This is a genomic window from Glaciihabitans sp. INWT7 (assembly GCF_014217685.1).
GTDB lineage: Bacteria > Actinomycetota > Actinomycetes > Actinomycetales > Microbacteriaceae > Lacisediminihabitans.
Genome location: NZ_CP043653.1, coordinates 1,225,155 through 1,249,920 on the forward strand (window position 1 = coordinate 1,225,155; position 24,766 = coordinate 1,249,920).

Sequence of the window (24,766 nt, forward strand, 5' to 3'; positions counted from 1 at the left end):
AGCTGCAGCGACGTCGTAGCTGCAGCGACTCGCGCATTCGGCTGCCCACAGACTCGTCGCCCGGTGCGGCACTTGGTGCGGCTCTTCCGGGCGACGGGTTGTTCTGATAACAGGATACTCCCGTCGGGGGCGTGAGCGCAATACCCCCGTTTGAAATCTGGGCTGTGCTCGCCCGGCTCCTCAGATCGACCGCGCAGGACGCGCCACTCGCAAAGCGCTGTCCAGCTCCGTGAGAAAACGGTCGGCGTCCGCGATGCTGAAGCACAGCGGAGGTCGCACTTTGAGCGTGTTGCGAGTCGCGCCGGATGCCCCGATCAACACACCGTGACGGCGGAGCTCGTTGACCACCACCAGGGTGCTGTTCTCATCGGGCGCCCCCTCGCGAACGAGATCGACGCCGAGGAAGAGGCCGGACCCCCGAACGGCTCCGATGGAGTCGTGGAAGCCGGCGAGCATCCCGAGGCCGGCGGTGAGGTAGTCGCCCACCACCCGCGCATTCTCGATGAGTCCGTCCTCGCGGAGGATGTCGAGCACCGCCCGGGCGGCGGCGATGGATACCGGTGTTCCGCCGAAGGTGGAGAAATACCGTCCGCGGGTGGCGAACTCGTCCACCAGCTCGCGCCGGGCGATGACGGCACCGATCGGCATGCCGTTTCCCATCGGCTTTCCCACGGTCACCAGATCGGGAACGACGGCACCGAGGGCCGAATCGTGACGGGCGAAACCCCACAGGTGGTGCCCGAGGCGACCGAATCCGGATTGCACCTCATCGGCGATGTAGAGCCCGTCCGCATCGTGCACGATGTCGCTGACCCGGCCGAGGAAGGGTGCACTGCCCGGTTGCACGCCGTCCGAGGCGAAGATCGAATCCGCGACCAGGGCGGCGAAGCCGTGCTCGGAAGCCGCGAGCTCTGCGGCCGCGGCGGTGACGGCATCGGCGAACGTCGATCCGTCGCCGGTGGGCGGGTCGACCAGGCGAACCCAGGAGGCGATGCTCTCCTCGCCCCCGAGCGACGGTGAGATCAGCGCCGTCTCGGAAGTGACTCCGTGGTAGGCGTTGCGGGTGACGATCACGCCCCGCTTACCGGTCACGGTCTTGGCGATCCGCAGTGCAAGGTCGTTCGCCTCCGATCCGGTGCAGGTGTAGAGCACGTTGGCGAGCGCCCGGGGAAAGGTGCCGAGCAGCTCTTCGGAATACTCGACGAGGTGGCGATCGAGGTAGCGGGTGTTCGTGTTGACGAGAGCGGCCTGGGCCGCGACGGCGTCGACCACGCGCGGATGTGAATGACCCACGGAAGGCACATTGTTGTACACGTCGAGATACTCGGTGCCCGCGGCATCCCAGAGTTTCGTTCCGAGGCCGCGCACGATCTCGACCGGGTCGTCGTAGAACAGCCGGTAGGCCGCCCCCAGGCTGCGGTTGCGCTGCTCCACCATCAGGCGAGTCGGTTCGCTGAGTTCATCGAGACGGTCATTGCTGAAGTAGGTGCTCGGACCAGGCATGGTCCGACCCTAGTGGCCGAGCGCGCCGTGGGGCGGGGGAGAGTCGCTCAGACGCAGGAATTGTCGCCAGGTCGCGTCGAGATTCCGTGCCGTGTAGGCCGCGTTCTCGGATCGGGTCGCCGACATCCACGACCCCAGCAGCAGTCGCTGGGCGAGACGACCGCGCACGAGCTGCGGCAGCAGCGCGACCTCGTGAGCGGGCAGTGCTATCAGGTCGCGATATCCCGCCGCGAGAGCGATGGCCGCGGTCCAGGGATCGCCATCTCGCGCCGAGGGGGGAATCGCATAGGACATCGCAATGGCCAGATCGGCAGAGCGGTGGGTGCGCACCACATCGCCGAAATCCAGGATGCCGGTGACGAAGCCGCCCGCGCCCGGGTCGACGATGAGGTTGCCCCCGTGGAAGTCGTTGTGCACCGCCTGGCGTGGCGTGAGCCGAAGGGTCGGAAGCGTGTTCGCCGCGAGGTCGGCGAGCAGGCGGCCAACCGCGGAGCGTTGGTCGTCGTGCGGCAGCATCGGCACCAGTTCCGCCAGCTGGTCGAGGTGGGCGAGATCCCAGGCCAGCCAGCGACTGGCCGCCGGATGGTCGAACTCGGCGAGCGCGAGGGCGACGCGAGCCAGCATCCGTCCCACTGCTGCCCACTGTGCCGTGGATGTCGCGGTGTCGCTCAGCAACCGACCGGGGAGATACCGGATCAACCGTGTCGCGCGACCATCGAGCGGAGTCGCGTCGAGCGGAGGCGCGTCGAACGGAGGCGCATCGAGCGGAGTCGCGTCGAGCGGGTCGTACCGGGCACCGGCGCGATGAAGCGCTGGAGGGGGAGCGTGGGGTCGCGCCTCCCGGCATGGGAGATGGCCGCGGACGGGAGGTCGAGCTCGGTCGGGTCGTCGCCGGGAGGCGCGATCTTCAGCACGAAACCGTTCGGGTCCTCTGCCACCCACAGTCGGAACGTCTCATCTCGCTCGGTCGCCAGACGGCGCACTCGGGTGGGTGTGATCCCGTACCGGCGCCGGGCGAGTTCGACGACCCGTTCCTCAGTGCTGCGTTCGAATGGGCGGGCCAGCCCGGCCGAGAGCCGCGCGACCAGCGGCGTCGTGCGATCGTGATCGGGCATGAGCAGAGTCTGCCCGACGGGGGCCCCGGTCGGGGATGAATCGCGGTGCTCCGTGTCCCGTTCGGGGATGACCCCTTCTGGGGAGTTCGGCTGGCCCGGCTCGTCGTTAGCCTCGACTCAGTGGCACCCCGCTCCGAGCACCCCGCGGGCTCGACGCGAGTGCCGCGCGCGATCCGCTCCCGGCGGTCGACCCGATATCTACAGTTGGAGCACGGCATCGTAATCACAGGGGACGAAGGGTCCATCCCGTCGCTGCGGCCCGCGCCGGGCGGCGAGTCGACGCCTGCCGGGCATCCGGTGGCGCCGTTGCAGCGGATGCCGCCACTGTCCGCCCTTCGGGAGTGCCTCTCCTTCCAGGCCGACGAACCCCCGCAGTCTTTTCACTCCCGCCTCTTCGGAGTGCACCCCATCGCTCGAGAGGCGCGACGCAGTTATAGTGGCGCGCTGGCCGAACTGGCCGTGACCGAGTCCCTCTCGGCCCTCGGGAGCGAGTGGACGGTGTTGCATTCCGTTCCGCTAGCCGGGGAGCGGCAGGACGATGACCGCTCGGCGGAGCACCGGGGGATCGACCACCTGGTCATCGGCCCGGCCGGGATCTTCACCCTTTCGGTCGAGAGTCACGCGGGACAGGCGCTTTGGGTCGGTGAGCGCACGTTCATCGCGGATGGCGAACGGCTCGATCACCTCGCCAGGGCCGATGAGACCGGGCGCGCGGTGACTCTATTGCTGGGAAGCGCGCTCGCCGCTGCCGGCATCGCGCTCGAGATCGTCGTGACCCCCTGTGTCGTGGTCGATGCGCCCGCGACGCTGGAGGTGCGCCAGCGGCCCGGCCGCATCCAGGTGGTGACCGCGCGTTCTTTCGCCGCGTGGCTCACGGGTCTGCCACGAATGCTCTCTCCCACAGTCGTCGAAGAGATAGTGGCGGTCGCGGTGGCGGCCTCCAGCTGGCCGAGTGGTTCGCTCGAGCGTCTCGACTCCGGGGCTGACACTCACGAGCGGAGAGCCGAGTTCGAGAGGCTTCGCCTTCGTGTCTCGTCGGCGCGCTTTCGACGGCTGCTCTGGACGGGTCTCGGCGTGGTCGTGAGCTATGGCGCGGTGATCCTCAACCTCGGCGGCCTGACGGCGCTCGAGTTGACGAGCGCGCTCGGGAGGTAGATCCACGCCGGTCCTGCCGCGCCATGTTGCTCAGCGATTCCGTGACATCCGCGTCTCCTGCAAGCGCGGAACCCGGAGCCGACTCAACGTCCCCTGAGCGCCCCCGCGGCCACGATCCGCTTCGGTAGCAGGCCCGAGAGCAGCACCACGAGCTTGTAGCGGATGGTCGGGATCGACACCGCCTTGCCGCGAGCGACATCCCGCAGCGCCAGTCGCACGAGCGTCGGAGCGTCGAGCCAGAGGAATGCCGGCACCCCGTCCTTCGCCACGTTCATGCGGTCGTGGAACTCGGTGTGCACGAACCCGGGGGCGACCGCGGTGACGTTCACCCCGCGGCGCCGGTAGGTGAGGTTGGCCCAGCGGCTGAAGCTCAGGATCCACGCCTTCGACGCGCCGTAGGTGCCGCGCGGCGTGTAGCCGGCCACGCTGGCGATGTTCACGATCGTGCCCGATCCCGATGCGAGCATCTGGCCCAGCGCGGCGTGGGACAGGCGCATCGGTGCGGTCACCAGCAGGTCGAGGAGTCGCTGTTCATCGTCCGCGGGGTTCTCGTCGAAGGGCTTCAGCAGACCGAAGCCCGCGTTATTGACCAGCATCGTGACGCGATCGGCGCCGGATGCCGTGAGGCGGGCTTCTACGCTGGCCAGTCCGACGCGATCCACCAGATCTGCCGGCAATACCTCGACGGATATCCCGTGGGCCGCGCGCAGTTCGACGGCACGCTCCTGCAGGCGGGCCGCGTCGCGGGCGACGAGCACGAGGTCATGCCCGCGGGCTGCGAGCTGCCGGGCGAACTCGGCGCCGATTCCGGCCGTCGCCCCGGTGATGAGTGCGCGAGCGGTGGGCGGGTGCGGTGTGGGCATCCATCAACGCTAGCTGCTGCGATGGCGTGCGGCCGGCGAGCAGAAGACTCTCGATCGGGGGTGGCAAGATCACAGCATGAATTCCGAAACCATCACCCTGCCCATCCCCGCCGCGACCGTCACGGCCCAGGCCGCCGCTGGCGAGCGGGGAGTCACCGCCACCGAGTTCTCCGCCTACGTCACGCATCCCGAGGGTGCTCCCAAGGGAGCCCTAGTGGTCATCCATGAGGTCTGGGGGCTCGTCGAGCACATCACCGGCATCGCGGACCGCTTCGCGGCCGAGGGCTATCTCGTGATCGCACCGGACCTCATGTCGTCGATCGGCATCGAAGCGCAGGTCGGCCTCGAGCTCAACGCGATCATGAAGAGCACCGACGATAAGGTGCGCTCCGAGGGCCAACCCCGACTGCGCGCTGCTTTCGCCGGTATGAACGCTCCGGAGTTCGGCGCCTGGGCGCTGGCCGCCCTCGGCGAGTCTGTGGATTATCTCGAGCAGCAGCCGGGCATCGAGGGCCGTATCGCGGTCACCGGGTTCTGCTTCGGCGGCAGCTATAGCTTCGCGCTCGCTGCAGCGGACAGTCGCATCCGCGCTGCGGTGCCGTTCTACGGCGCTCCGCCGCAGATCGAAACCGTCGCTCACATCGCAGGCCCGGTGCTCGCGTTCTACGGGCGCACCGACACGAACCTCATCGATTCGCTCCCCGAGGTCACGGCGGCGATGCAGGCAGCGGGCATCGATTTCACCTCACACGTCTACGAAGACGCCGGGCACGCGTTCTTCAACGACACGAACGCCTTCATGTATCGAGCGGATGCCGCGGCGGATTCCTGGCAGCGCACCCTCGCATTCCTGAACGGGGCACTGGCCGGCTGACCGCCTCGCGACCTAACCGCGCGTGCAGGTTCCAGAGGACACGGCGGCGCTCAGGCCCTGCGCCTGAGCGACCACCGGGGCCAACTTGTTCGTCGTCATCGCGAATCCGAGATGGCTGGTTGTCGCAGAGCGGGCGAAGATCACCCCGGTGACGCTTCCCGCGGCATCGAGCACCGGTCCTCCGGAATTGCCTTCCTGCACGTCGGCGGCGAGGTAGTAGACCTCGCGGGGGCTCGGGTTGGAGCCATAGATGTCGGGCGATTCGATGGTGGCGACGTTCTGCACCGCCGCCGGGCTGGAAAGGAAAGGTCCACCGAGCGGATAGCCGTCGAACACCGCGGTGGCGCCGGTCTTCAGGTCGGCACCGAGAGGCAGCGGAGGGGTCGGGAGACCGTTCACCGCGATGACCGCCAGGTCCTGCACCGGGTCGAAATAGACGACCCGGCCCGTGTAGGTTCCCCCGGCAGGGGTGAGAACCACCGGCTCGGTGACGCCCGCGACGACGTGGGCGTTGGTGACGACCCGCCCGGTGGAGGAGACGAATCCGCTTCCGGACTGGTTCTGCCCGCACTGATAGGCGTTGCCGGTGATTTTGACGACGGATCGCGCAGCAACTCGTTGCGCGGCGGTCTCCCCGGAGGCGGGCACCGCCAGCGGTGTTCCCGTTCCGAGCGCCTCGAACAGCCGGGGCAGCCCGTCGAGGGCGAAGACCGATCGTACCTTCGCCTCGAGAGCTTTCACCGGATCGGGGGTGACGCGGTCGATCGCGGATACGACGGTCGATGAGCCGATCGCCTGCGAGACGACAGGCACCCCGAGCGACCCGATCCCGAACGCGAGCATGGAGACGACGAGGGCCGCGCCGACGAGAGTGATCGCCGCACCGAAGACCCGGTCGATGGCCCGGAGCGGAGTCTTGTGGACCCGGCGGCGGATGCCGGCACCGAGCGCGGATCCGGCGGCCTGACCGAGCGCGATGAGCGCGACGACCGCGACAAGGACCGCCGGTAGTCGAAACTGCGGGGCGGTGACCCATCCGGTCACGAGGGGTATCGCAAAGAAGGAGGCGACGGCTCCGGCGATGATTCCGGCGAAGCTGCCGAGGCTCAGGATGAACCCGCGGCGGAATCCGAAGACCGCGTAGGCGATGAGAAGCAGCACCAGCAGCAGGTCGAGCACCACGGAGCCGGTCATGCCGCCGTCCCTTCACCTCCCGCGTCGTCTGCCCGGGCACCGCCCAGTGTGCCACGGCAGCCTGTACACCCTTCGCCGCCGCTGTCGAGTGCTGAGGGCGAACCCGTCGATTGTGACAGGGTGGGGGAATGGATGACTGTGATGCGATCGTCGTCGGAGCGGGACCCAACGGTCTCGCCGCTGCCGTTGTGCTGGCCCGCGCCGGACTCTCCGTTCGGGTCTACGAACGGGAGAGCACCATCGGCGGAGGAGCGCGCACCGAGGAGCTGACTCTTCCGGGGGTGCTTCACGACGTCTGCTCGGCGGTCCATCCGCAGGCGCTCTCGTCCGCATTCTTCCGCGCCTTCGAGCTCGACAAGCGGGTCGATTTCGTGATCCCCGAGATCTCCTACGCGAATCCCCTCGACAACGGCCGCTCCGGCATCGCCTGGCGCGATCTCGACCGCACCGCGGACGGCCTCGGCGTCGATGGTGCCGCCTGGAAGAGCCTGCTCCGACCGCTGGTGGAGCGGGCGGACGAGGTGGCCCAGTTCGCGGGCTCCCAGGTACTGCAGCTGCCTCGTCATCCACTCACTCTCGCGATACTCGGCCTGCGGATCCTCGAGCAGGGCACCCGCGGTTGGGATGTGCGGTTTCGCGAGGATCTCGCGCCGGCGATGCTCACGGGTGTGAACGCGCATGCGATCCGACCGGTCCCGAGCCTCGCGACGGCGGCCGCCGGCCTGGTACTCGCCACCGCCGGGCACGCGCGCGGCTGGCCGATCCCGATCGGGGGAAGCCAGTCGATCGTCAACGCCCTCGCGGCCGACCTGCTCGCTCACGGGGGAGAGATCGTCACGCACACCGAGGTGACCTCTCTCGCCGAGCTTCCGAAGGCGAAAGTAGTGTTGTTCGACCTCACCCCGCGGGCCCTGGCGCGCATCGCGGGCGACCGTCTTCCCGCGAGGTACCGTCGCGCGCTCGAGCGCTTCCGTTACGGCAACGCGGTCGCCAAGGTGGACTTCGCGCTCTCCGCGCCCGTGCCGTGGACGGATCCGCGGTTGGCCGAGGCGGCGACCCTCCATGTCGGTGGCACCCGCGAGGAGGTGGAGATCTCAGAGGCGGATGTCGCCGCCGGTCGTCATCCGGCAGACCCCTACGTGCTCGTGTCCCAGCCGACACCCTTCGATCCCTCGCGCGCGCCGAAGGGCACCCATGTGCTGTGGACCTACACGCACGTTCCCCGTGGGTCGACCGAGGACCGGTCCGAGGCGATCATGTCGAAGATCGAGCGCTATGCGCCGGGATTCCGCGACACGATCATCGCCTCGTCGAGCCGCACCGCCCTCGAGGTCGAGCGACACAACCCCAACTACATCGGCGGGGACATCGCCGGTGGAGACGTGACCATCGCGCAACTGCTCGCTCGTCCGGTGCTGTCGCCGACCCCCTGGCGCACTGCGGCGCGTGGCATCTACCTGTGCTCCTCGTCCACCCCTCCCGGCCCCGCCGTGCACGGCCTCGGTGGCTACTACGCCGCGATGACGGCACTCCGGGACGAGTTCGGCGTCACCCGCCGTCCGTACCTCGGACTGGCCTGAGCCGGCGGCCCGGATCGAAGAACGACCCGCGGCTGCACCCGGACCCCGATGCCCGATGTCTCAGATCAGGTCGCGCAACACCTGGTCAGGGCGCACGCCGCGGGTCCGTGCCCGCGCCGACAGTCGTTCGAATTCGGCGGCGCTGAGGGTCACGACCACGTCGACCGTCTCCGCCGGGACCGGCTCATCGAGGTCGAACAGCACCGCGGGAGGGGGCTCTTCCGGCGCCGCTGCCAGAAGCGTGTCTGACGGGCGCGCGACCGCACTCTCCCCCGCACGCACGAAGCCCGGCCCAGAAGGGATCGCTGCCCCGCGCTGGTAGGCCTCGGAGACGGCGCGGGCCCGCGAATCCGCTGCCTCATTGAGGGGATGGTTCGCGTGACCCTTCACCCACTCGAAGCGGTAGCGCCGACCAGGCAGCTCCGCGTCGATCTCCTGCAGAAGCTCGACGTTCATCACCGGTTTTCCGTCGGCCTTTCGCCAGCCCTTTCGCTTCCACCCGGGCATCCACTTGGTCACGCAGTTGATCACATACTGGCTGTCGCAGAGGATGAGCAGGTCGTCGTCCAGGTGCGAGGTCGCACGCAAGAACTGGAGCACCGCCGTCAGCTCAGCCTGGTTGTTGGTGGCATGTTTCCAACCACCGGCGGCCCAGCACGAGTCATCCACGTACCAGGCCCAGCCGGCCGGGCCGGGGTTGCCGAGGGCGGAGCCATCGGCGGCGGCACGGATCGTCATTCAGGCTCCCAGCGGTGTGGCTGTCTGGCGGTGAGGTGTCTCTGACGAGGCCCTCGAGGTCGCACACCAGTCTGCCCCACCCCCGGCGGCCGGGTTTCACCGAGGTTTCAGAAAGGTGAACATTGCCAGCCGAATTCGGCGTGTGGCTCCGGATGCACGAGGCATCGGCTACTCTCGAAGTGCACTACCCGATATACCGCGTACGACCTGTCTGTCCCTAGTCCGGATCCGTATCGCGTCCCGTGGCTCCACCGCTACCCCGGTGAAGTCAGTGTGCCGTCAACGACGCCGTTGCGTTTTTCGCCAGCGTCAGAGGCCCTCTTTTTCGCATTCCCGGCGACGATCGCGGCGTCGCGCGCGGACCTACCCGCAGCACCACATCCGTTCTTCAGCAGTTCATGAGTTCTCACCCGAAAGAGTGCACAATGACAACGCTCAATTCTCCTCGTCAGCGCCTGGTCGCGCCGCCGGACTACATCGAACCCGAACCGGTGGAGCGCGCCGTCGAGTCGACGAAGTCGCAGTCCCCGTCGCTCGTCATGCTCGTTCTGATCGCGACTGTCGGCATCCTCGCCTACGCCTGGTTCCTGCTCAATCCCGCGAGCCGCGGTGATTGGTTGCCCTACTCGATGGTGATCCTCGCCGAGTCGATCCTCATCGCCCAGGCGCTGCTCTCCATGTGGACGATCCTCTCGGGGTCGCAGGACCCCCGGGACTTCGCATTCCACAATGCCAGAGCGGTGCTCTTCCACGATGCCGAGCCGGTCGGCCGCGGCAGCATGCGGGTCTACGACCGCCGCCGCATGTACCTCGACGGCGAACGCGTCTCGGTCGACGTCTTCATCACCACCTACGGGGAGCCGCTCGAGGTCATCCGCGAGACCGTCACTGCCGCTCTCGCCATCCGTGGCTCCCACGTGACCTGGGTTCTCGACGACGGTCGGTCCGATGAGGTGCGGGATCTCGCCGAGTCACTCGGTGCGCGTTACGTACGGCGGCTCACCTCCGGCGGAGCCAAGGCCGGAAACATCAATCACGCCCTCGCCATCAGCTCCGGCCAGTTCTTCGCCATCTTCGATGCGGATTTCGTGGCCGACCCCGAATTCCTCGTGGAGACCGTGCCATTCTTCGCGAATGCGAATGTCGCCTTCGTGCAGACTCCGCAGACCTACGGCAACCTTCACAACGTGATCTCCCGCGGCGCCGGCTATATGCAGTCGGTGTTCTACCGGTTCATCCAGCCGGGCCGAAACCGCTTCAACGCGGCATTCTGCGTCGGCACCAACGTGATCTTCCGCCGCACGGCAATCGATGATGTCGGCGGCCTCTACACCGACTCGAAGTCCGAAGACGTCTGGACCTCCCTCATGCTGCACGAGCGGGGCTGGAACACGGTGTTCATCCCGATGACTCTCGCCGTCGGCCACGCCCCCGACACGGTCGAGGCCTACACGAAGCAGCAGTTGCGCTGGGCGACCGGCGGTTTCGAGATCCTGTTCCGCCACAACCCGCTCGCCCGCGGTCGCAAGCTCACCCTCGACCAGCGTCTGCAGTACCTCGTGACGGCATCCTTCTACCTCACCGGCATCTGCCCGCTGCTGCTCCTGCTGGTGCCGCCGCTCGAGATCTACTTCGACCTGAGGCCGATGAATCTCTCCACCACCGTGTTCACCTGGTTGCTCTACTACAGCGGCTTCTACGTGATGCAGATCGTGCTCGCGTTCTACACGATGGGATCCTTCCGCTGGGAGACCCTGATGCTCGCGACCGCATCGTTTCCGATCTATGTCGCCGCTCTGGTGAATGTGCTCGTCGGCAAGGAACAGAAGTGGAGCGCCACCGGCGACCGCACCACGGTCAGCTCGCCGTTCAACTTCATGATCCCCCAGGTGCTCTTCTTCACCTTCCTCGCCCTGACCTCCGTCGTCGCGATCTACCGCGACCTCGACAACGGCTTCCTCACCCTCGCCACGGCGTGGAACGTGACCAACACGGTGATCCTCGGCAGCTTCGTGATCGCCGCGATGGGAGAGAGCCGATCGGCGAAGGTGGCTGCGCGGGCCGCCCGCCGGGTCGAGCGTGCCGACTCGGCCATCCTCTCGCCGAAGGAGGTCTCCGCATGACCTGGGCCAGCCGTCTCAAACTCTTCACCGGAATCATCGGGGTGCTCATCATCGCCGCCGGTCTCACCCTGGTGTTCAACCAGCGGCAATCCCAGACCACCAGCACTTCCGCCTCCCTCGAAGCCGAGCGCTATCCCGTCGGCATCGACTACGGCGGCACCGTCATCTCGAGCCTCGTGAAAGACGGGGACCGGGTCACGAAGGGTGAAACGCTCTTCACCCTGCAGAGTCCCTCGCTGCAGGCCGACCTGGCAAAGGGGCTGCTCAAGCCCGAGACCATCACCTATACGGTGACCGATGACGGCATCATCACGCTCACGGCAGCCGTGGCGGGAACGGTGGCGGATGTGACGACCGAGGCCGGATCCTTCGTGCAGGCCGGCCAGGTGCTTGCGACGATCGACCGGGCGGGTTCGCTCTTCGTGACCGCCGAATTCCGGCTCACCGGTCGCGAGTACTCGCGGGTGGAAGACGGCGCCGCGGTCAAGATCCTGCTGCCCAATCAGACCGTCATCGAGGGCAAAGTCGAGTCCGTCGACGTCGAGACCGTTCAGGGTGACGCCCAGACCACCGTGAAGGTATCGAGCGATGGACTCGTGGATGGCGCCTACAACGGGCTCGTGAAACGGGGCACGCCGGTGTCGGCCTCGCTCGCCCTGCGTGACGACGGAATCCTCTCCGGGGTCAGCGACGGTTTCTTCGCCTTCATCCACAAGATCGGACTCTGACCGGTCCGGCCGGCAGGGACCGGGTATGAGAGCAAGGGGCTCGGGTGCCGTGGGGTTCGTCGCCGTGCTCGTCGCCGTGGCGGCGCTGGTGAGCGGATGCTTCCCGACGGGCCCGTCATCGACATCTTCGGCGGTCCCGCCGGGACCGAGCTCCACCGTGTTTCCCACCTCGGGCATCGCGCCCCTGGTCGCCGCGGTGCCCGAGCGCACGCTGAAGGCTCTGCCGCAGGCGCGCCTCGATGCGGGACTCCTGCCGCCGACCAACCGCTGGTTCAGCGGGCTGGTCTTCGGCACCCCTTCGATGCCCGTCTTCCCCCTTCCCTTGGGCTTCCAGCTCTCCACTGGCGGGTTCTCCTTCGGCCTGCCGACCGTTTCGACGCAGCCCGCCGTCATCACTGGAGGCTTCGCGCCGATCATCGGCGCCGACTTCGGCGCGGACTCCCAGGTCGTCACCGCCTATGACACCGCATCCGTCACCATCGAGCAGCGAGACGGAAGCACCCGTCTCGGGCACACCGTCATCGCGGAAGGCTCGCCCTTCGTCAGCTTCACCGCGGCGAAGACGATGACGGTCACACTCGGTCAGCCGTTCACGAAGCCCGCGGGAACCGGCGCCTGGACGACCGAGATCGGGGGAGTCACCTATGGTCTCGTCTCCGCGGGAGCCCTCGCCGAAGGCGGCGGATCGCTTCGGCTCACCCACGGTCAGTCCGCGACCTGGTTCGTCGTGGCGACGGGCGGATCGGTGGCGGACTTCGTCACCGCGGGCCGGCATCCGGTCACCGGCACGACGCTGACGTGGGCCTCGGGCGGCTCGAAGGCCAGCACGGCCATCTCCTATGCCACGGTCGGCGATGCCCCGACGATCGTCGCCGCGATGCCCCACCAGACCGCCGCCCTCGCCCCGGGCACCTCCTGCGCCGCCGGCACCTATCCGAGCATCTATGGAGAGCTCAGCGCCTGTGCCGTCACTACCCTCGGCTGGACGACTCCCGCCATCGATCCCCGTGGCTCGCTCGACCTCTCCAAGCTCGCTGCGTCGCAGAAGGCCAGGCTCGCCGCCCAGGTGACAGCGGATGTGGTCTCGACCCGAGACGAACCGGCCGATACCTACTACGGCGGCAAGTGGCTGTACCGCCTGGTCAATCTGCTCGAGATCGCCACACAGGTGGGCGCGGATGACGCGGCCGCCGCCATCACGACGAAGCTCGTCGCCGCCATCGACGACTGGACCGACCCGAAGGGCTGCAGCACCCGAGACTCCCGCTGCTTCGTCTACGACGCCACGGCGAAGGGGATCGTCGGGCTCCAGCCCTCGTTCGGCTCAGACGAGTTCAACGATCACCACTTCCACTACGGGTACTTCTTCTACGCGGCCGGAGTGCTCGCGGCCGACAACCCCGAACTCGCCGCCCGCTGGGCCCCCGTCATCAACCTCCTCGCCGCAGACCTCGCCACCACGGCGAAGAGCAGCTACTTCCCCGTGCAGCGGGTCTTCGACGCCTATGCGGGCCATTCCTGGGCGAGCGGAACCTCGATCTTCGGTGACGGCAACAACCAGGAGTCCAGCTCAGAGGCCGTGTCGGCCTGGAATGGTCTGGCGCTCTGGGCTGCAGCGAGCGCGCAGCCCGCTCTCGAGACCGAAGCCCGGTGGATGCTGTCGGCCGAGGCCGCCTCGTCCAAGGCCTACTGGACCGATTTCCCCCTCGATGCGAGCGTCTACCGGGGTTTCGACCACACCGTCACATCCCTCGTCTGGGGTGGCAAGCGTGACTACGCCACCTTCTTCAGTGCCGATCCGAGCGCGAAGCTGGGAATCGTGGTGTTGCCGATGAGTCCCGTGGCCGACTATCTGGGAGGTGACCCGGCGCGAATCGCCGCCAATCTCGCCGACTCCGTGCCCAACGGCTACGACGTGGTCTTCGGTGACTTCCTGCTGATGTACCGGGCACTCGAAGGGCCGGATGCCGCGGCATCCGCTCTCGAGGCGACGTCGGTGCTCAACGAGGACCGCATCGACGACGGCAACAGCCGCTCCTACCTGCTGGCCTGGATCATGGTGCACCTGTAGCGGTCGGTCGGGCCTGTTCCCGCCTCAGCGCGCGGGCGGCATCCGCCGCAGCGGCTTCGGCCGGCGTCGGTGCGGTGCCTCCCCGAGATCGCGGCTGCCACCACTGACCCGTGCCGTCGACGGGATAGTCGGCCTGCAGCGAATCCACCATCGACTGCATGGTCACCCGAAGGGCCTCCGTCACGGACTGGGGATCGTCGCCCGTCCCGACGGTGATCGGTGTACCGACGGCGTAGGAGATCTCGACCCCGAAACGTTGCCGGAATGGAACCGGGTGGTTTTTGGTCATGAGGCGCTGGCCGCCCCAGACGGCGACTGGGATCACCGGTACCCCGGCCTCGGCGGCGAGCCGGACGGCTCCGGTCTTGAGCTCGCGCACCTCGAATGACGCACTGACCCCCGCCTCGGGGAACACCCCGATGAGTTCGCCTGCCCGCAGTGCGGCGACGGCCTCGGCGTAAGCCTCGGCACCCCGTCCCATGTCCACCGGGATGTGGTGCATTCCCCGCAGCAGCCAGCCGACACCCGGCTTGTCGAACGCACGTTTGGTGGCGAGAAAGCGGATGCGCCTGCGATTGTGCATCCAGGTCGCCCACTCGATGAGCGCGAATTCGAGATAGCCGAAGTGGGTCATGGCCAGCACGGCACCGCCGCTGTCCGGAAGATTCTCGAGCCCGCTCCCACGGCGGCGAAGGCGCCAAAAACCGAAGAGACCGCGCCCGAGTGTGATCGCGGAGCGATAGATCGGCTCCGGACGAGCACGGCGGGCGGAAGGCATGCGGCAAGCGTAGGGCCGAATGCTGCGTATTCGCGGTGTCGAGGGTCGAACATGCGCCGCCGGGAATACGCCGCGAGCACTACCCCCGTTCAGGCGTGCCCTCTACTGGGGACTGTCGACCGTTCGAGCCCCACGGTTAGCGTGAGGTCATCCAAACCTGGGGGAAGCAGTGACTGATCTTGTAGCGCGCAGAGGGGCCGAATCGAGGCGGCACGGTCGCGCGCAAGATCTCACCACCGAGTCGGCGCAGCGCGCCGGGTTCAGCTTCCGTGGTCTGTTCGGTCGCGGGGGCGCACCGGGCACCACACGAGGTTGGCGTTCAGAGGCACCCACCGAGTTCGAACTCGGGCGTCAGCTGATGTCGCTCGACGAGCGGTTCACCGTGCTGCGGGCATTCGATGTCTTCGGCGAGCTCGATGCCGACTTCGTCGTCGTCGGGCCTGCCGGAATCTTCCTCATCACCACCCGCGCACGAAGTGGCGCGAAGGTCTGGGTCGACGAGGACGTGCTCTGGCTGAATGGGCGCCCGACCGACCAGGTACGCGATGCTCGCCGCGCTGCCGACCGGGCGTCCGCCCGGCTGAGCGCGATCATGGGCCAGTCCGTTCGAGCGACTCCGGTCATCGCGGTCATGGACCCTCTCTCACTGTCGTTCGGCGGCGACCCTGCGCGTCGCGTCGTCACCCTGCCCGCTGACCTGGTGGCGCAGTGGCTCTCCGAGTGTTCCCGAACGCTCTCGGATAGCGCTGTCGCCGCCCTTTCACTGGTCGCGGAAGAACGCGCCACGTGGGGCTCGCTGCCGAACGGCTCCGGCCTGCTGTCACGGGTGCGCTGAGCGCACCTCACCGCAGCGCTGGCACCCTTTCTGGGGCTGCCCGTTCTGGGGCTGCACAGCCTTTCGTGTCGCGTCTAGCCTGAAGAGCATCAGAGCTTGGGGGAGCCGATGGACATCAGGGATGCGGGCGGAACACAACGCACCGCGACGGCGCTGCACACCGACGAATCGGCGGCGTTCTCGCCCCCAATCGACGAGTCCCCGTTCTCCGGCCCCATCACCACCGGTCCGATTCACCCCGGATTCTCTCTCACGGGTGCCATCGACGGCGAACCCTTCGATGTCTCCGCTCACCTCGCTGCGCCGGCCGCGGAGTCGAGAGTGGACTTCGATCCGGTTCTCGGAGAGCCAGACACCACGGCTATTCCGACGACCGCGTCAGGTGCTTCTGCCGGGCCGTCCGCTGCGGCCTCAGCGGTCGCTTCGGAATCGGGCCCCTGGTCAATCGAGCCGAACCTGCGGGCACGCGGCCCGGCCTACGCGGTGCTCCAGGAATGCCTCGTACGGCAGGAGTCGGCGACAACGCGTGGACGACTCGCTCGAGTTCTGGGCAACAATCCACTGCATCCGGATGCCCGCAGCTGGTACAGCGGCGCACTCGGCGAGATCGTGGTCGCCCATGCTCTCGCCCAGCTGGGCGAGGCCTGGACGGTACTGCACTCTGTGCCCGTCGGCCCCGGCGCTCCCGACATCGATCACCTGGTCCTCGGACCTGCTGGCATCTTCACCGTCACCACCCACAACCACTCCGGCAAGAAGATCTGGATCGGCGGAAGCACGTTCCTCGTGAACGGCTACAAGCAGGAGCACATGCGCACCTCCGCCCACGAGGCCGAGAGGGCAGCCCGGCTGCTCAGCAGCGTGACCGGTCGCCCGGTCACCGTGACCCCGCTGATCGTGGTCGTGAATCCGGCATCCGTCACGACCGGGCGCAAGCGCCCGCGTGTCGCTGTCGTGTCGAGCAACACGCTGCTGCGCTGGCTGATGAGACGTCCCCGGGTGATGTCAGAACGCGCCGTCGCCCATTTCTCCATGTTCGCGGAGGAGCGCAGCACCTGGCAGCAGGAGCCGGTGGCAGTGCATGACACCTCCGATCAGCTCGCCCGCTTCGAACGACTGCGGCTCGAGGTGGATGCCGCCCGCCAGCGCTCCCGACTCTGGTTGCTCACGCTCGGGGTGGGGGCCATCCTCATCACCCCGGTCGCCATCGCCGAGATCGTGCGGCTGATTCTCTCGTTCATGGTCGTTCCCGCAGTCTGAGGTGAACCAACGCAGCTCGATCGGCGTACGGTTCATTCCATGACCGAACAGCAATCCTTCGAGATCGAGCGCCGTTTCGACGAATTCGAAGTGAGGCGCTATCCGGCGCACGTTCTCGTGCAGGTGACCGTGGATGGCGACTTCCTCCGTGCCGGCAATCTCGGGTTCCGCCCGCTCATCCGCTACATCAGCGGTCGGAATGCCCGGGCCCTTCGCATCCCGATGACGGCGCCCGTGACGCAGGAGCCGCTCGGCGACCACAGCCACACCGTGAGTTTCGTGCTGCCCGACGGCACCGATCCGTCGACGGTTCCCCTGCCGACGGATGCCGCCGTCGCGACTGTCGCGGTACCGGCCGGCCGCGTCGCCGCCCGCCGTTTCGGTGGGGGCTGGACGGATGCCCGCTTCGAACAGAACGGTGAGGCGTTGCTCGCCGCGGTGGAGATCGCCGGACTGGTTCCGGAGGGCAATCTCTACTTCGCGCGGTACGACCCCCCATGGAAGCCCGGATTCCTCAAACACAACGAAGCCCTGGTGCGGGTGCACGGGGAGGCGGCGCCTACGCGCTAGGTTCGGGAGTCATGGGTCACAACCGGCAGAGGAACATCGCGCTGCTGGTGGCGGGCACGTTCTTCATGGAGAACCTCGACGGCACGATCCTCACCACAGCGGCGCCGAGCATCGGTCGGTCGTTCGGTGTGCCCTCGGTGGCGATCGGCATCACGATCACCGCCTACCTGCTGACACTCGCCGTGCTCATCCCGCTGAGCGGATGGATCACCCGGCGCCTTGGTTCCCGTCGCGTCTTCCTGTCGGCGATCGCGATCTTCACTCTCGCTTCCGTGCTCTGCGCGCTCAGCACCAGCCTGCCCGAACTCACCGTCATGAGGGTGCTGCAGGGTATCGGGGGAGCGATGATGGTGCCGGTCGGCCGCCTCGCGGTGCTGCGGGTCACCGACCGGGCCGATCTCATCCGCGCGATCGCGCTGCTCACCTGGCCCGCGCTCGTCGCGCCCGTCGTCGCACCCCTCGCCGGCGGCATCATCACGACCTATGCCACCTGGCACTGGATCTTCCTGATCAACGTGCCGCTCGGCATCGTCGCCTTCGTCGCGGCGTTGCGGCTGATTCCGTCCGAGGAGCGAGAGACTCCTCCGCCGCTGGACTGGCTTGGCCTTGCGCTCACCTGCACCGGGCTCGGTTCGCTGGTCTACCTCGGATCCCTGCTGGCCGAGCGTGACCCCGGTGTGCTCCGGACGATCGGCTGGGGAGTGGCCGGGGCCGGCCTGATCGGCCTCGCCATCGCGCACCAGCTGCGCGCGCGGCATCCGCTTCTCGACCTGCGGGCGCTGCGCATCGAGACGTTCCGCCTCGCCCACGCGGGCGGATCGCTGTTCCGGCTGGCCGTGAACGCGGTGCCGTTCCTTCTGCCGCTACTCTTTCAAGACGTCTTCGGCTACACGCCGCTTCTCTCCGGGGCGTTGGTGCTCTTCGTGTTCGTGGGAAACATCGCGATCAAGCCGGCGACGACCGCTCTGCTCCGCCGCTTCGGATTCCGGGCGGTGATCATGGCGGCCAGTGCCTCGGCAGCCCTGACCATGCTCCTGATGTCGCTGCTGACGAGCGCGACGCCACTGTGGCTCGTGATCGTGCTCCTCACCGCCAGTGGAGTGGCCCGCTCCACCGGGTTCACCGCCTACAACACCATCGCTTTCGCCGATGTGGAGCGGGTCGAGATGACGGATGCGAACACCCTCGCTTCCACGCTGCAACAGGTCGCCGCCGGTTTCGGTGTCGCCGTCGGAGCGGTGGCACTGCGGCTGGGGGACGCCTTCGCGATCGGTTCCGGCAGTTTCGCCTTCGCCTTCGCGGTACTCGCGGTTCTCACCGCCCTCGCAACGGTGGAGGCACTTCTCCTCTCCCGGAGCGCGGGGGAGAACATCCGGCCCGCTCGGCGGTAGAGAGAGGGATCTGTCATGGCGTGACGGTCCAGTATGGTCACTGCATGAGCATCCATCATCAGCCTGGAGCCGATCTCTTGTGAGCTCCGTTGCCGAGCTCGCGGACGTGCCCCCTCTCAATAGATCGGCTGTGGGGAGCGTCGTCGTCGGCGTGGGGAGCTGGGCGGTGAACACGCTGATCGGGGGAGTGCTCCTGATCGAGTTTCTGACCGCCCCGGTTTCTGCCGGCTTGAGCGGTCTCGGACCAGTCATTGCGGTCGGGCTCGGATACCGTGTGGCCAGCCTGCTGCTCACTGTGGTGGCGCTCATCGTGGGGTTCGTGCTCGCGAGGCGTGGTCTGCGGCGCACCCGTTTCGCGCGAGAGCGGGGCAGAGTGCTAGCGATTGTCGGCCTGGTGGTCGCATGGATCAACGTGGCAGTATTCGTGTTCGGACTGCTCGATACCCTGGCGCTGCTGGCCGGGTCGGGTCACTAGTCCTCACGTCGAGTGCCGAAGGTGCGGTCGCCCGCACGACCGTTCTGCTAAACTCACAAGGTTGCCGTCCAACGGCCGCGGATAAAGAGAGCTCGCACACTCAGTGACGGGCACCGCGCAACGAGTGAGAGGGGCCATCTATGCCATTAGCACCAGATGCCAAGAAGACGATCATCGACGAGTACGCCACCCATCCTGGTGATACCGGTAGCCCCGAGGTGCAGGTCGCAATGCTGACCGCCCGCATCAAGGATCTCACCGAGCACCTGAAGGAGCACAAGCACGACCACCACTCGCGTCGTGGCCTGCTGCTGCTCGTCGGCCAGCGCCGTCGCCTGCTGGGTTACCTGCAGGACATCGACATCTCGCGCTACCGCACGCTGATCGAGCGTCTCGGACTGCGTCGCTAGTACCGTTTCTTGGTCGAAAGCCCGTCCTGTTCGCAGGGCGGGCTTTTCGCTGTCTGCGGGGGCGGCAAAGCCGCCCTCCGCTGTCAGTTGGCTGTGAAGCAGCTAGAAGGAATCATCCGATGCCTTTTTGCGTTCACTAGTTAAGTAACAGCACAGAAAGGTCGCCCATGGGAAGAGTGAACGAAGAAGTAGAAGCCGAGAACGGCATCGTTCTCAAGTACCAGCACCATGCAAACGGTCGGGGTTTCGTCTCCCCGAAAGCGCGAGTACAGCCGAGCACCTTTGTGGCCGCGACGGCCTACATCGAAGCGGATGCCCGCGTCGGCGACAGCGGCACGATCGGCTCGGGGAGCTGGATCGACCAGGGGGTAATTCTCGGTGAGCGCGTGTTCATCGGTCAAAACGTGCACATCGGCCGCGACAGTGTCGTCGGCAACGATGTGCGACTCGGCAGTCACTCGCGCATCGGCGCGAATGTGCGCATCGCCGGGGGAATGCGCATCGACGCGGACGCCCAGGTACCGGATTCCGCGGTGGTCGGTACCCCGCGCGAATCGGCGATGCCGGTGAAGCGCCCGGAGTCCCGGGTCAGCAGCTACGTGTCTGACCGCGCAGCCTAAGAACAAGCAAGAGACGGAAGAGGCGGGCCCCGCGGGGTCTGCCTCTTTTGTCGTGTCGGCGTCAGTCGGTCGTCGGCTGTTCGGTCTGCAGCAACTCGCGGCTCCGAAACGCATCCCACTTGCCCATCCGTTCCTCGCCCTTCGCGCCGAGTCGATGGAACACCGGGATGACGAGCAGCTCGACCAGCATGATCGCCGCACTCAGGGAGTAGAAGGGCGAGGGCGCGGAGACACTGATCGGGAGCACCACATCGGCGTCTGCCGCTGCGGGGGAGAGCTTGCCATCGGTGATGAGGATCACGCTGGCACCACATCGTTTCGCGTGGCGCGCGAGATCGACAGTGCTGCGTTGGTAGCGGTGGAAGTCGACGAGGAGATACACATCGCGTGCCGCCAGGTCCACAACGCGGATCATGTCCGCCCCGAAGGGATCTGAGACCAGCCGCACTCTCGGGCGGATCTGCTCGAGATTGATGGCGAGGTGCTGCGCGAGTGCCCCGCTGAACCGACCACCGGTCAGGAACAGCCGGCGGGACGAATCCGCCAGAAGATCGATAGCGCGGTCGATCTCGGTCGGGGGGATCGAAGCGAGGGATGCGACGGCGTCATCGGCGAGCTGGCGCGCACGTCGAACGAGCATCTCGGCGTTCGAGCCATCGTCGGCCTGCCACTGAACCCGGCCGAGCGGTCCTTGCGAACGGAGGCTCAGCTCGTCACGAAGCGCGGCCTGCAGGGCAGAGAAGCTCTCGAGCCCGATGGCGACGGTGAATCTCACCACACTCGGTGCGCTCACCCCGGCATCCTTTCCCAGAGAAGCCGCAGTGCGCAGACCTGCACTCGGATAGTCCGCGAGAAGGGCGCGCGCGACTCGTCTCTCCGAGGGGCTGAACGAATCCATCCGGTCGCCGATGAGTTCGGCAACCGTCGAAGCCGCCAGTGGCCCTCGGCCGGCGTTCACCGCACGCGCTCGGCTGCGGGTGCAAGGGTGCGCGTGACCAGATCGAACGAGCGGAGGTCGACCGAGGTGACGGACTCTGCCGGCAGGGGCGTCCAGCCGGCCCGGTCGATCCCCGTAGAAGAAAATGCCACGGCACCATTCTCGCGGCGGAGATAGCTGAGCGTGTAATAGCTGTCCACGTGATCGAGCGGAAGTTGGTCTGCGGTGAGTCCGCTCGCCTCGAACTCGGCGAGTGGAGGGGTCGCAAAAGAGCTGGCGTGCACGGCGACGAATTCGGAATCCGACATGATCAGCGCGTTGAGGCTGGCCTTCGGATAAGCCTCGCGCAACCAGCGGACGGTCTCGAAGACGGCGTCGGCGAGGCTCAGCCCCGTTGCGACGGCCTGACGGACGGCGGCGAGGTACAGTTCGCTGTCGGTCTCACCACGCACGCCCGCCAGGATCTGGGGAGTGAGGTGCTCTCGCAGCAGCTCGGTCGGCACTATCGATCCGTTGTGGGCCAGGCCGATACCATCCGTCACGAAGGGGTGGCTGTTCTCGAGACGCACCGCCATGCCGTCGGTCGCCATGCGCAGGTGGAGCACCCGCGTGCGGCTCTGCTCATCGGTCATCGACGCCGTCAGCGCGTCGTCGTCCTGCCCGGGGGTTGCTATCTTGAGTGACTCGATCCGGTTCTCCGCGTCGATCCACATCGTGCCCCAGCCGTCGGCGTGCAGCCGCGACATGTGCTGAAAAGTCGAGCATTGAAGCTCGCCGATGAGGTCCGCGAGAGTCGTCGGTTCCGGGGATGCGAATCCGATGAGTCGGCACATGGCACTTCCTTCTCCTCAGTCCTGTGGCGGTTTCGACCTCGAGTCGTTCGACCGCCACGTGACGTAATAAACGCAACATATCAGGTGCAGATTTCAGATTCGTAACACAGCTGACACATATTTCTGCCAGCATGTCCGTGTGATGACAGACTCGATTCTCCCCGTGTTCTCCGACAGCCGCATCGCCGAGGTCGCAGAGCGCCTCACGACCTCTCAGGTGGGGATGATCGCCGGCACCGTCGCGAACATGGCGGGTCTCTACCTCGCCAAGACGATCGAGGTCGAGCGCCTCGGGGCTTTCGCGTCAGCGGGGCTCGGTGCCTCCCCGACGTGGAACATCTTCTGCATCGACGGCGGGATCGCATTCACCCCCGATCTTGGCGTCGTCGGCGATATGAGACTGCGTCTCGACCTCGACGCGCTGAAGATCCTGGATGGCGGCTTCGCCTGGGCGCCAACGGAGATCTTCGATCAGCATGGCGCGCCCCTCCCCGTCGACCCCCGCGGACGACTGCGTCGAATCCAGAGAGAGCTCGAGGATGCGGGACTGGAGACCCTCGTGGGCCACGAACTCGAGTTCACCATCACCGCCGAAGACGGAACGCCGTTCGCCCGTCCCGGCTGGGCGCCCTACGGGCTCGGCCCTGTTCTCGATCACGAAGCCTTTCTCGTCGAACTCCTCTCCTCGTGCGCGGCGGCGGGGATCCCGCTCGAACAGCTGCACGCGGAATACGCTCCCGCCCAGTTCGAGTTCTCACTGCCGCCGGTCGCACCCCTCGCCGCCGCCGATGGCGTGGTGCTCGCGCGGTTGATCATCGGACGGCTGGCGCGAAAGCACGGCCTTCGGGCCTCCTTCTCCCCGTTTCCCTTCGCCGGTGGGGGAGGAAACGGCGCGCACATCCACTACTCCTTCTCGCGGGACGGGGCGTCGCTGTTCTCCGGCGGAAAGGGTCCGCATGGCATCACCGCGGAGGGCGGATCATCCATCGCCGGAATCCTCGCGGCCCTCCCCGGAATCCAGGGCGTGCTCGCGGGATCGATACTCTCCGGATCCCGGCTCCGGCCCGGATACTGGTCGGGCGCGTACGCCTGTTGGGGGCGGGAGAATCGCGAAGCGGCCGTGCGATTCCTCGAGGCCAACCGCGGGAACCCCAAGGGCGCCAATGTCGAGGTCAAGATCGTCGACCCGTCGTCCAATCCGTACCTGACGACCGCGGCAATCCTCGGAGCGGCCCTCGAGGGCATCCGATCGTCACTCACCCTCCCCGCAGAGGTGACTGCGAACCCGGCCGAGCAGACCGAAGTACAGCAGCAGGAGTCCGCGACGGTGCTGCTTCCATCCGAACTCGGACCGACTCTCGATGCTCTCGCCGGCTCTGAGCTCGCCGCACGCATACTCGGAGAAGAGATCGTCGACGCGGTGCTCGCCGTCCGTCGCTGGGAGCTCGATCACTACGGTTCCGCCGATGCCGAGCAGCTTCCGGAGAGGTTTCGGTTCGCATGGTCGATCTAGGAGGGAACAACGCCATGGCAGCGTCATTCGAATCGAGCGACCTGGCGCAATTCGTCGGTACGCTCGGGCTCGTCGATCATCATGTGCACGGTGCATTCCGGGAGGACGGCACGCGCGACCGTTTCGAGAACGCGCTCAACGAGGCGAGCACCGACCCTCTTCCTTCCTTCGTGAGCGGATTCGACTCGCAACTCGGATTTGCCGTTCGCCGGTGGTGCTCCCCGCTTCTCGATCTCGAACCCTCCGCTCCGGCAGAGGTGTATTGGGCCCGTCGAGAAGCGCTCGGAGAGGCGGAGGTCAATCGCCGCTTCCTCACGGCAGCCGGCGTGTCCGACTGGATGATCGACACCGGGTTCGCGTCCGGGAGCTACGGCCTCGATGAGATGGCGACGGTCACCGGAGCGCGCGTCCACGAGATCGTCAGGCTAGAGACCATCGCCGAGTCGATCATCGCGAGCGGCGCGGATGACTACGCCGAGCGGTTTCGAGCCGCAATCACCGCAGCGATCGGTGCCGGAGCGATCGGCACCAAGTCCGTCATCGCCTATCGGACGGGCTTCGATGTCGAGCTGTCGAGACCGAGCGATGCGTCCGTCGCCACCGCGGCATCCGCCTGGTCGAAAGAGCAGAAACCGGACGCCTCTCCCCGTCTCATCGACCCGGTGCTGCTGGTGTTCGGCCTGTATGCGGCGGTGGACGCCGGTCTCCCGATCCAGTTCCACGTCGGATTCGGCGATCGCGACCTCGATCTGCAACGCACGAGTCCGATGCTCCTGCTCCCGTTTCTTCGCACTGCCGAGGTCGCCGCGGTGCCGATCCTGCTGCTCCACTGCTATCCGTTCGAGCGCGAGGCCGGCTATCTCGCCCAGGCCTTCGGCAATGTCTATCTGGACGTCGGACTCTCGATCAACTACCTCGGTGCTCGAAGCACTGAGCTCGTGGCTCGCAGTTTCGAGCTCGCGCCATTCGCCAAGGTGTTGTACTCCTCCGACGCGTGGGGACCCAGTGAGCTCCACTTCCTCGGGGCGCAACTCTGGCGCAACGCGATCTCCCGAGTGTTCGGGGACTGGGTCGAACGTGGCGAGTGGTCACTGGCCGATGCGAAACGGGTCGCCGAACTCTCCGCACGCGGCAACGCCCTCCGCCTCTATGGAGTCCCCCAGACGTACTGACCGAAGACCTTTACCCGCTCACCATTGA

The 24,766-nt window shown here is 67.0% G+C and carries 23 protein-coding genes; 15 read left to right on the forward strand and 8 right to left on the reverse strand.

Annotated elements, in window-relative coordinates; genetic code table 11:
* Nucleotides 1–180: 180 nt before the first annotated feature.
* On the reverse strand, nucleotides 181–1,503 hold the full coding sequence (locus tag F1C58_RS06000) for an aspartate aminotransferase family protein (RefSeq protein ID WP_185203422.1): 1,323 nt from the start codon (nucleotides 1,501–1,503) through the stop codon (nucleotides 181–183).
* Between the two features lie 9 nt (nucleotides 1,504–1,512).
* Nucleotides 1,513–2,445, reverse strand: coding sequence for a phosphotransferase (locus tag F1C58_RS06005; RefSeq protein ID WP_185203423.1), 933 nt, complete (start codon nucleotides 2,443–2,445; stop codon nucleotides 1,513–1,515).
* Between the two features lie 293 nt (nucleotides 2,446–2,738).
* On the opposite strand from F1C58_RS06005, the gene F1C58_RS06010 reads away from it, so the two are divergent.
* Nucleotides 2,739–3,773, forward strand: coding sequence for a nuclease-related domain-containing protein (locus tag F1C58_RS06010; RefSeq protein ID WP_185203425.1), 1,035 nt, complete (start codon nucleotides 2,739–2,741; stop codon nucleotides 3,771–3,773).
* A gap of 83 nt (nucleotides 3,774–3,856) precedes the next feature.
* Here F1C58_RS06010 and F1C58_RS06015 read toward each other — a convergent pair whose 3' ends face one another.
* Nucleotides 3,857–4,636: an SDR family oxidoreductase gene (locus tag F1C58_RS06015; RefSeq protein WP_185203427.1), complete on the reverse strand. Its 780-nt coding sequence runs from the start codon at nucleotides 4,634–4,636 to the stop codon at nucleotides 3,857–3,859.
* Nucleotides 4,637–4,712: 76 nt separating this feature from the next.
* Between F1C58_RS06015 and F1C58_RS06020 the strand changes: the two genes are divergently transcribed.
* Entirely contained in the window at nucleotides 4,713–5,510 is a 798-nt protein-coding gene (locus F1C58_RS06020) for a dienelactone hydrolase family protein (RefSeq protein WP_185203429.1), read from the forward strand.
* Between the two features lie 12 nt (nucleotides 5,511–5,522).
* On the opposite strand, the gene F1C58_RS06025 is transcribed toward F1C58_RS06020, so the two are convergent.
* Complete coding sequence (locus F1C58_RS06025; RefSeq protein ID WP_185203431.1) at nucleotides 5,523–6,704, reverse strand: MarP family serine protease; 1,182 nt, start codon at nucleotides 6,702–6,704, stop codon at nucleotides 5,523–5,525.
* 128 nt (nucleotides 6,705–6,832) lie between these two features.
* Between F1C58_RS06025 and F1C58_RS06030 the strand changes: the two genes are divergently transcribed.
* Nucleotides 6,833–8,284 (forward strand): NAD(P)/FAD-dependent oxidoreductase, encoded by a 1,452-nt coding sequence (locus tag F1C58_RS06030; protein ID WP_185203433.1) that lies wholly within the window; start codon nucleotides 6,833–6,835, stop codon nucleotides 8,282–8,284.
* Nucleotides 8,285–8,344: 60 nt separating this feature from the next.
* Here the strand turns inward: F1C58_RS06030 and F1C58_RS06035 are convergent, their stop codons facing one another.
* Nucleotides 8,345–9,022 carry an RNase H family protein gene (locus F1C58_RS06035; protein WP_185203435.1) on the reverse strand — a complete coding sequence of 226 codons (678 nt, stop codon included), beginning with the start codon at nucleotides 9,020–9,022 and terminating at the stop codon, nucleotides 8,345–8,347.
* Between the two features lie 425 nt (nucleotides 9,023–9,447).
* On the opposite strand from F1C58_RS06035, the gene F1C58_RS06040 reads away from it, so the two are divergent.
* The 3 genes from F1C58_RS06040 to F1C58_RS06050 are packed head-to-tail and all read left to right on the forward strand — an operon-like array spanning nucleotide 9,448 to nucleotide 13,944.
* A complete protein-coding gene (locus F1C58_RS06040) occupies nucleotides 9,448–11,145 on the forward strand; it encodes a glycosyltransferase (RefSeq protein WP_185203437.1) in 1,698 nt (565 codons plus the stop codon).
* Nucleotides 11,142–11,873, forward strand: coding sequence for an HlyD family secretion protein (locus F1C58_RS06045; RefSeq protein WP_185203439.1), 732 nt, complete (start codon nucleotides 11,142–11,144; stop codon nucleotides 11,871–11,873). Before F1C58_RS06040 ends, F1C58_RS06045 begins: the two co-directional genes overlap by 4 nt.
* A gap of 25 nt (nucleotides 11,874–11,898) precedes the next feature.
* Entirely contained in the window at nucleotides 11,899–13,944 is a 2,046-nt protein-coding gene (locus F1C58_RS06050) for a glycosyl hydrolase (RefSeq protein WP_185203441.1), read from the forward strand.
* Here F1C58_RS06050 and F1C58_RS06055 read toward each other — a convergent pair.
* Nucleotides 13,928–14,722, reverse strand: a complete 795-nt coding sequence (locus tag F1C58_RS06055) for a 1-acyl-sn-glycerol-3-phosphate acyltransferase (RefSeq protein ID WP_185203443.1) — start codon at nucleotides 14,720–14,722, stop codon at nucleotides 13,928–13,930. The two genes, F1C58_RS06050 and F1C58_RS06055, sit on opposite strands and share 17 nt — an antisense overlap.
* A gap of 169 nt (nucleotides 14,723–14,891) precedes the next feature.
* Here F1C58_RS06055 and F1C58_RS06060 point away from each other — a divergent pair, with 169 nt between their 5' ends.
* From F1C58_RS06060 to F1C58_RS06090, 7 genes are all read left to right on the forward strand, one after another.
* Nucleotides 14,892–15,557 (forward strand): NERD domain-containing protein, encoded by a 666-nt coding sequence (locus F1C58_RS06060; RefSeq protein WP_185203445.1) that lies wholly within the window; start codon nucleotides 14,892–14,894, stop codon nucleotides 15,555–15,557.
* Between the two features lie 108 nt (nucleotides 15,558–15,665).
* Complete coding sequence (locus tag F1C58_RS06065) at nucleotides 15,666–16,817, forward strand: nuclease-related domain-containing protein (protein WP_185203447.1); 1,152 nt, start codon at nucleotides 15,666–15,668, stop codon at nucleotides 16,815–16,817.
* 39 nt (nucleotides 16,818–16,856) lie between these two features.
* Nucleotides 16,857–17,387: a heme-binding protein gene (locus F1C58_RS06070; protein ID WP_185203449.1), complete on the forward strand. Its 531-nt coding sequence runs from the start codon at nucleotides 16,857–16,859 to the stop codon at nucleotides 17,385–17,387.
* Nucleotides 17,388–17,398: 11 nt separating this feature from the next.
* Entirely contained in the window at nucleotides 17,399–18,778 is a 1,380-nt protein-coding gene (locus F1C58_RS06075) for an MFS transporter (RefSeq protein ID WP_185203451.1), read from the forward strand.
* Nucleotides 18,779–18,857: 79 nt separating this feature from the next.
* Nucleotides 18,858–19,253, forward strand: coding sequence for a hypothetical protein (locus F1C58_RS06080; RefSeq protein ID WP_185203453.1), 396 nt, complete (start codon nucleotides 18,858–18,860; stop codon nucleotides 19,251–19,253).
* Nucleotides 19,254–19,393: 140 nt separating this feature from the next.
* The gene (rpsO, locus tag F1C58_RS06085; RefSeq protein WP_147783080.1) at nucleotides 19,394–19,663 is read left to right on the forward strand and encodes a 30S ribosomal protein S15; all 270 of its coding nucleotides are present in this window, start codon (nucleotides 19,394–19,396) and stop codon (nucleotides 19,661–19,663) included.
* A 167-nt stretch (nucleotides 19,664–19,830) separates the two neighbouring features.
* Nucleotides 19,831–20,283 carry a hypothetical protein gene (locus F1C58_RS06090; RefSeq protein WP_185203455.1) on the forward strand — a complete coding sequence of 151 codons (453 nt, stop codon included), beginning with the start codon at nucleotides 19,831–19,833 and terminating at the stop codon, nucleotides 20,281–20,283.
* A 61-nt stretch (nucleotides 20,284–20,344) separates the two neighbouring features.
* On the opposite strand, the gene F1C58_RS06095 is transcribed toward F1C58_RS06090, so the two are convergent.
* A complete protein-coding gene (locus F1C58_RS06095; protein WP_185203457.1) occupies nucleotides 20,345–21,181 on the reverse strand; it encodes a MurR/RpiR family transcriptional regulator in 837 nt (278 codons plus the stop codon).
* Nucleotides 21,182–21,237: 56 nt separating this feature from the next.
* Nucleotides 21,238–22,053, reverse strand: coding sequence for a class II glutamine amidotransferase (locus tag F1C58_RS06100; RefSeq protein WP_185203458.1), 816 nt, complete (start codon nucleotides 22,051–22,053; stop codon nucleotides 21,238–21,240).
* A 142-nt stretch (nucleotides 22,054–22,195) separates the two neighbouring features.
* On the opposite strand from F1C58_RS06100, the gene F1C58_RS06105 reads away from it, so the two are divergent.
* Complete coding sequence (locus tag F1C58_RS06105; protein WP_185203460.1) at nucleotides 22,196–23,566, forward strand: glutamine synthetase family protein; 1,371 nt, start codon at nucleotides 22,196–22,198, stop codon at nucleotides 23,564–23,566.
* A 14-nt stretch (nucleotides 23,567–23,580) separates the two neighbouring features.
* A complete protein-coding gene (locus F1C58_RS06110) occupies nucleotides 23,581–24,738 on the forward strand; it encodes an amidohydrolase family protein (protein ID WP_185203462.1) in 1,158 nt (385 codons plus the stop codon).
* The last annotated feature ends 28 nt before the right edge of the window (nucleotides 24,739–24,766 follow it).

What these genes read in the sequence shown, in the direction of transcription:
- F1C58_RS06000 (WP_185203422.1), bottom strand. Translation starts at nt 1,503, where the DNA reads ATGCCTGGTCCGAGCACCTACTTCAGCAATGACCGTCTCGATGAACTC.
- F1C58_RS06015 (WP_185203427.1), bottom strand. Translation starts at nt 4,636, where the DNA reads ATGCCCACACCGCACCCGCCCACCGCTCGCGCACTCATCACCGGGGCG.
- F1C58_RS06020 (WP_185203429.1), top strand. Translation starts at nt 4,713, where the DNA reads ATGAATTCCGAAACCATCACCCTGCCCATCCCCGCCGCGACCGTCACG.
- F1C58_RS06025 (WP_185203431.1), bottom strand. Translation starts at nt 6,704, where the DNA reads ATGACCGGCTCCGTGGTGCTCGACCTGCTGCTGGTGCTGCTTCTCATC.
- F1C58_RS06030 (WP_185203433.1), top strand. Translation starts at nt 6,833, where the DNA reads ATGGATGACTGTGATGCGATCGTCGTCGGAGCGGGACCCAACGGTCTC.
- F1C58_RS06035 (WP_185203435.1), bottom strand. Translation starts at nt 9,022, where the DNA reads ATGACGATCCGTGCCGCCGCCGATGGCTCCGCCCTCGGCAACCCCGGC.
- F1C58_RS06040 (WP_185203437.1), top strand. Translation starts at nt 9,448, where the DNA reads ATGACAACGCTCAATTCTCCTCGTCAGCGCCTGGTCGCGCCGCCGGAC.
- F1C58_RS06045 (WP_185203439.1), top strand. Translation starts at nt 11,142, where the DNA reads ATGACCTGGGCCAGCCGTCTCAAACTCTTCACCGGAATCATCGGGGTG.
- F1C58_RS06050 (WP_185203441.1), top strand. Translation starts at nt 11,899, where the DNA reads ATGAGAGCAAGGGGCTCGGGTGCCGTGGGGTTCGTCGCCGTGCTCGTC.
- F1C58_RS06055 (WP_185203443.1), bottom strand. Translation starts at nt 14,722, where the DNA reads ATGCCTTCCGCCCGCCGTGCTCGTCCGGAGCCGATCTATCGCTCCGCG.
- F1C58_RS06065 (WP_185203447.1), top strand. Translation starts at nt 15,666, where the DNA reads ATGGACATCAGGGATGCGGGCGGAACACAACGCACCGCGACGGCGCTG.
- F1C58_RS06070 (WP_185203449.1), top strand. Translation starts at nt 16,857, where the DNA reads ATGACCGAACAGCAATCCTTCGAGATCGAGCGCCGTTTCGACGAATTC.
- F1C58_RS06075 (WP_185203451.1), top strand. Translation starts at nt 17,399, where the DNA reads ATGGGTCACAACCGGCAGAGGAACATCGCGCTGCTGGTGGCGGGCACG.
- rpsO (WP_147783080.1), top strand. Translation starts at nt 19,394, where the DNA reads ATGCCATTAGCACCAGATGCCAAGAAGACGATCATCGACGAGTACGCC.
- F1C58_RS06090 (WP_185203455.1), top strand. Translation starts at nt 19,831, where the DNA reads ATGGGAAGAGTGAACGAAGAAGTAGAAGCCGAGAACGGCATCGTTCTC.
- F1C58_RS06095 (WP_185203457.1), bottom strand. Translation starts at nt 21,181, where the DNA reads ATGGATTCGTTCAGCCCCTCGGAGAGACGAGTCGCGCGCGCCCTTCTC.
- F1C58_RS06100 (WP_185203458.1), bottom strand. Translation starts at nt 22,053, where the DNA reads ATGTGCCGACTCATCGGATTCGCATCCCCGGAACCGACGACTCTCGCG.
- F1C58_RS06105 (WP_185203460.1), top strand. Translation starts at nt 22,196, where the DNA reads ATGACAGACTCGATTCTCCCCGTGTTCTCCGACAGCCGCATCGCCGAG.
- F1C58_RS06110 (WP_185203462.1), top strand. Translation starts at nt 23,581, where the DNA reads ATGGCAGCGTCATTCGAATCGAGCGACCTGGCGCAATTCGTCGGTACG.